5 protein-coding genes are annotated in these 5,352 nt (G+C 70.6%); all 5 read left to right on the top strand.

What is annotated here, in order from left to right:
* Positions 1-510: 510 nt before the first annotated feature.
* Complete coding sequence (locus FNH05_RS31220; RefSeq protein WP_144592442.1) at positions 511-2,928, top strand: sensor histidine kinase; 2,418 nt, start codon at positions 511-513, stop codon at positions 2,926-2,928.
* Positions 2,928-3,338: a roadblock/LC7 domain-containing protein gene (locus tag FNH05_RS31215; RefSeq protein WP_144592444.1), complete on the top strand. Its 411-nt coding sequence runs from the start codon at positions 2,928-2,930 to the stop codon at positions 3,336-3,338. The genes FNH05_RS31220 and FNH05_RS31215 overlap by 1 nt, the downstream gene beginning before the upstream one ends.
* Positions 3,335-3,706, top strand: coding sequence for a DUF742 domain-containing protein (locus FNH05_RS31210; RefSeq protein ID WP_144592441.1), 372 nt, complete (start codon positions 3,335-3,337; stop codon positions 3,704-3,706). Before FNH05_RS31215 ends, FNH05_RS31210 begins: the two co-directional genes overlap by 4 nt.
* 144 nt (positions 3,707-3,850) lie before the next feature.
* Positions 3,851-4,363, top strand: a complete 513-nt coding sequence (locus FNH05_RS31205) for a GTP-binding protein (RefSeq protein WP_246128048.1) — start codon at positions 3,851-3,853, stop codon at positions 4,361-4,363.
* A 105-nt stretch (positions 4,364-4,468) separates the two neighbouring features.
* Positions 4,469-5,352: 5'-3' exonuclease (locus FNH05_RS31200; protein ID WP_144592440.1), on the top strand; the 884-nt coding region annotated here is incomplete at its 3' end.

Below are 5,352 nucleotides of genomic sequence, written 5' to 3'. Positions count from 1 at the left end.
CGGCTGTGAAGGGACCCTTCACGGCTTGCCCCGGCCGGGGGCGAGGGGCCTGCAAAGGGGTTGCGGATTGCCGTGAGGGGACCCCTCACGGCAGCGCCCGGACTCGGGTCCCCGTCCTGCCCGGAGCTTGTTCACCAAGCCTGGCCCCCTCAGGAGGGGTGTCACTCTCAGTAGTTGTCGTCGGGTCTTCGAGCCGGCCCGCGCGAGTTCGTCGTGTGAGCACAAAAGTCGAGGAAAAAGTGCTCATCCCGCGACGAATCCAGTGCTGTTGGAAAATCGCCACCCGACGTGTTGTGCGACACATTCGGGTGATGGTGAACGCAATGTTGACTCACAGTTGCCGCGATGACTAATCTGCCTGGGCGCTGGAAGAGCCGCCCAGACTCCTCCGCGTGACCTGTCCACCGGGCGCGGGGGCCCTAGCCAGTTACAACGAGTGCGGGAAGGCCCTCACGAGCCTTGAAGAAGATATTCAGACCGCGTACCGGACGTGTCTCGATCCGGTCCCGGGTGCTCGCGATCGCCCTGGTGCCCAGCATCGCCCTGCTGGTCTCCGGCGTCGCCCTCACCAGCTACCTGGTCTACCAGGCCGTCGCGGCACGTACGTTCATCGGCAAGGTGCATGACGCCGCCGTTCCCGGCGCTCAGTTCTTCGCCGCCGTCCGCGTGGAACGTCAGCTCACCCTGACGGATCTGTCCACCCGCGGCACGGTGCACTCGCAACTGCTGCAGTCCCGGACCAAGACCGACGCCACCGCCGCCCAGATGGCCAAGGTGCTGGGCGACATGTACGACCTGGCGCCCGACCGGGTCAAGGCCGCCATCGACAAGACCGCCGCCAACGTGGCGCAGCTGCAGGGCTTCCGCGGCAAGATCGACTCCGGCCAGGCGTCGGTGATGGACGCCTTCGCCTTCTACAACCAGATCATCGACGAGTACACCGAGGCGCTCAACGGGGTCGCCGAACGCGCCCCCGACGCCGAAGCCGCCTACCTGCGGGTCTCGGCGATGCCCCTGTTCGTCGGTGCCGACGCGATGGCGCGCGGTGACGCGCTCGCGGCCGCCGGGCTCGCGGGCGGCGGGCTGACCGACGACGAGTTCCGCGCCTACGTCGGCGTCGTCGGCGCCTACCACGCCGGTTTCGAAAGCCAGTCCCGCGAGATGATCCCGGCGGTCAAGTCCGCCTACGACGCGCTGCTCGCCAGTCCTGCCTGGGCCACGCTCACCAAGGTCGAGAACTCGATCCTGGGCGGCAACCACGTCACCCTGCCGGTGCCGCAGCAGCAGTGGCGCGACGCGGCGAACCAGGTCGCGGGCACCCTGATGAGCCTCTACATCCAGCAGAGTTCCAACGCCACGCAGGTCGAGATCGACACCGGTAACCAGATGCTGATCACCGCGATCGTGGCCGGGGTGGCCACGCTGCTGATCTCCGTCGCGGTGTCGCTGTTCGCCTGGCGGCTGTCGACCAGGCTGATCCAGCGGCTGCGGCTGCTGCGCAGGGAAACGCTGGACATCGCCGAGGTCCAGCTCCCCGACCTCGTCGAACGCGTCCGCAACGGCGAAGAGGTGGACCTGTCCGCCGAGGTCGCCGTCCTCGACCACGGGCGGGACGAGATCGGCCAGGTGGCCGAGGCGTTCAACAAGGCGCAGCAGACCGCGGTCGCCGCCGCCGTGGACGAGGCCAAGACCCGGGAGGGCACCAACAAGGTCTTCCTCAACATCGCCCACCGCAGCCAGGTGCTGGTCCACCGGCAGCTCAAGACGCTGGACGAGGCGGAGCGCAAGCAGGAGGACCCGGACCAGCTCGACCTGCTGTTCCGGCTCGACCACCTGTCCACCCGCGCCCGCCGCAACGCCGAGAACCTGATCATCCTCGGCGGGGAGCGCCCGGGCCGCCAGTGGCGCAACCCGGTCGCGCTCACCGACCTCATCCGCGGCGCCACCGCCGAAACCGAGGACTACGCGCGGGTCAACGTCGGCCGGATGCCCGCGGTCGCGGTGAACGGCCCGGTGGTCGCCGACCTGATCCACCTGCTCGCCGAGCTGATCGACAACGCCACGTCGTTCTCCCCGCCGAACTCGCGCGTGGAGATCTGGGCCGACCAGGTCGGCCGCGGCGTGGTGATCGAGCTCGAGGACCAGGGCCTCGGCATCGAGCCGGACCAGGCCGACGAGCTCAACGCGATGCTGCAGAACCCGCCGGACTTCGGCATGATGGCGCTTTCCGCGGAACCGCGCCTCGGCCTGTTCGTGGTCGCGCGGCTGGCCTCGCGGCACGGCCTCACCGTGACGCTGCGCCGGTCCGCCTACGGTGGCACCCGTGCCATCGTGCTCGTCCGCTCCGAACTGCTCACCGCGGTGCCGCAGCCCGAGGACGACGACGCCGGCGAAGCGATGGCCGCGACCACTGCGACGACCACGATGGCCGCGATGACCGCGGTGCCTGCCCAGCAGCCGCTCAGCGGCGACCATCCCAGCCTGCCGCAGCGACGGACGCCGGCGGACGCGCCCCGCGCGGAGGCGCCGCGGCGGGGTACCCTCTCGGGTACCGCCCCGGACGGCCCCGCGCCGGCCGAACCAGCCACCCGGAACGACATGTTCCAGCCCAGCGCCCGCCACGGGCGCACCCCGCAGGCGCGACCGCAGCACTCGCGCCCGCCGCAGCACGAAACCCGGGCCGGGGAGAACCGGGCCCCGCAGCCAGGAGGCCCGATGTCACCGGACCGGCCGCCCCTGCCCCACCGCAGGCGGCAGCAGAACCTGGCCCCACAACTGCTCGCGAACGAAGCGTCGACGGAGGCCGCCGAGGTCCCGGTGGAAGATCCCAACCAGGCCCGGAGCAGGCTCTCCGCGTTCCAGGCAGGCACGCGCCGTGCCCGCGAGCAGGACCTAGACGCCACCGATTTCTTGGGAGAGCGCAGATGATGACCAATCCAGGAGTCAACGAGCTGGACTGGTTGCTCGACGACCTGCTGCAGCAGGTCACCGGCGCCGACCGAGCCGTCGTGCTGTCCGCCGACGGATTGCTCATCGGCCGGTCCACCAATCTGTCCGAAGAGGACGGCGAGCACCTGTCGGCCGTCGCGTCGGCGTTCCAGAGCCTGGCGAAGGGCACCGGCAGGCATTTCGGCGGCGGCCACGTACGCCAGACCATGGTGGAGATGGACCACGCGTTCCTCTTCGTGACGGCGGCGGGGCACGGCGCGTGCCTCGCGCTGCTCACCACCGAAGAGGCGGACATGGGGATGGTCGCGTACGCGATGAACATGATGGTCAAGCGCGTCGGTGCGGTTCTCACCGCGGCGCCCAGGGTTGAGCACCACAGTGGCCAATGACGACTTCCGACGAGGCGTGGTTCGATGACGCCGCCGGGCCCCTGATCCGGCCCTACACCGTCACCGGCGGGCGGACCCGGTCGGAGAACGTCGGGCTCGACCTGCTCACCCTCGTGGTCGCACTGACCTCGGTCGCCGACGCGGCCACCATGCCGCCGGAGTACGCCCGGGTCGTGCGCCTGTGCCAGCAACCGCTGTCCGTGGCCGAGGTCGCCGCCTACCTGGAACTGCCCCTGCCCATCGTGAAGGTCCTGCTCGCGGACCTGATCGAGCAGGGGCACGTCATCTTCCGCAGCGCGACCTCCGTCTCGGCGGCCCCCGACGAACGCATCCTCCAGGCGGTGCTCGATGGCATCCGCAGACTCTGATTGGCGGCTCGAAACGTGCACTCTTCAGTTCGAGGCGATCTCTCGCACCCCAGCGTGCGCGGCGGGAACCCGCACCGGCGCAACCTCAACGCGAAGACGCTGAAGCTGCTCGTAGCGGGCGGCTTCGGCGTCGGCAAGACCACCATGGTCGGCTCGGTCAGCGAGGTGCCGCCGCTGCGCACCGAGGAGGCCCTCACCGTCGCCTCCACCGGCATCGACGATCTGTCGGGCGTGGAGCGCAAGACCACCACCACGGTGGCGCTGGACTTCGGCCGCATCACGATCAGCCCGGAACTCATCCTGTACCTGTTCGGCACGCCGGGGCAGGACCGGTTCTGGTTCATGTGGGACGAACTGGCACTCGGCGCGCTGGGCGCGGTGGTGCTCGCCGACACGCGGCGGCTGGAAAGCTGCTTCCCCGCGGTCGACTTCTTCGAGCGGCGCGGCCTGCCGTTCGTGGTGGGCGTGAACTGCTTCGACAACGCTTACCGCTACGGCACCGAGGAGGTGCGCAGCGCGCTGGAGGTGGACCAGAACGTGCCGGTGCTGCTGTGCGACGCCCGGGACCGCGAATCCACCAAGCTGGTGCTGGTCACCCTCATCCAGCACATCATGACGACCAACCGCGCGAAGGCGGGCGCCCCGCCTCTGCCCTGACGCGCCGCGCCGCAGTGCCGTGAGGGGCCCCTCACGGCACTGCGGCGCCGCTCGGCGGTCGTGTCCCACCGTTCGAGGCGCGGGCGGGTCTGGCAGGCTGGGTGCGTGACGCTAGCCCTGCTGGACTCTGCGAGCCTGTACTTCCGCTCGTTCTACGCGCTGCCCGAGTCGATGACCGCCCCCGACGGCACCCCGGTCAACGCGGTGCGCGGGTTCGCCGACACGCTGGCGCGGATCCTCACCGACCGCCGCCCGTCACGCCTGGTCGCCTGTCTGGACGCCGACTGGCGGCCGGCCTTCCGGGTCGAACTGCTGCCGAGCTACAAGGCGCACCGGGTGGCCGACCCGGACGCGAACGCCGAAGAGGTGCCGGACACCCTCACCCCGCAGATCCCGATCATCCTGGAACTGCTGGAGGCGGTCGGCCTGGCCACCGCCGAAGCGCCCGGCTACGAGGCCGACGACGTGATCGGCACGCTCACCGCGCGGGAGGCGGCCTCGCCGGTCGAGGTGATCACCGGGGACCGCGACCTGTTCCAGCTCGTCCGTGACGTGCCCACCCCGGCGTCGGTGATCTACGTGGGCAAGGGCTGGGCGAAGGCCGAGGTGCTCGGGCCCGGCGAGATCGCCGAACGGTACGCGCTGCCGAAGGACACCGCGGGCCCGGCCTACGCCGCCATGGCGGTGCTGCGCGGCGACCCGTCCGACGGGCTGCCCGGGGTCGCGGGGATCGGCGAGAAGACCGCGGCCAAGCTGATCAGCCGGTTCGGCTCGGTGGAAGCGCTGCTGGAGGCGGCGGAATCGGGCAAGGCCGAGCTGCCGCTCAAGATGCGCCTGAAGCTCACCGCCGCCAAGGACTACCTGTCCGTGGCGCCGCGCGTGGTGCGCGTTGCCGCCGACGCGCCGGTGACCCTGTCCGGGCCGGACGCGGTGCCCGGCGGGCCCGCCGATCCGGAGCGGGTGACCGAACTCGCGCGGCGGTGGAACCT

This window comes from Amycolatopsis rhizosphaerae (assembly GCF_007713715.1).
Taxonomy (GTDB): Bacteria; Actinomycetota; Actinomycetes; order Mycobacteriales; family Pseudonocardiaceae; genus Amycolatopsis_E; species Amycolatopsis_E rhizosphaerae.
The sequence above is the reverse complement of the archived record's forward strand: the minus strand, read 5'-3'. Positions and strand labels throughout refer to the sequence as shown.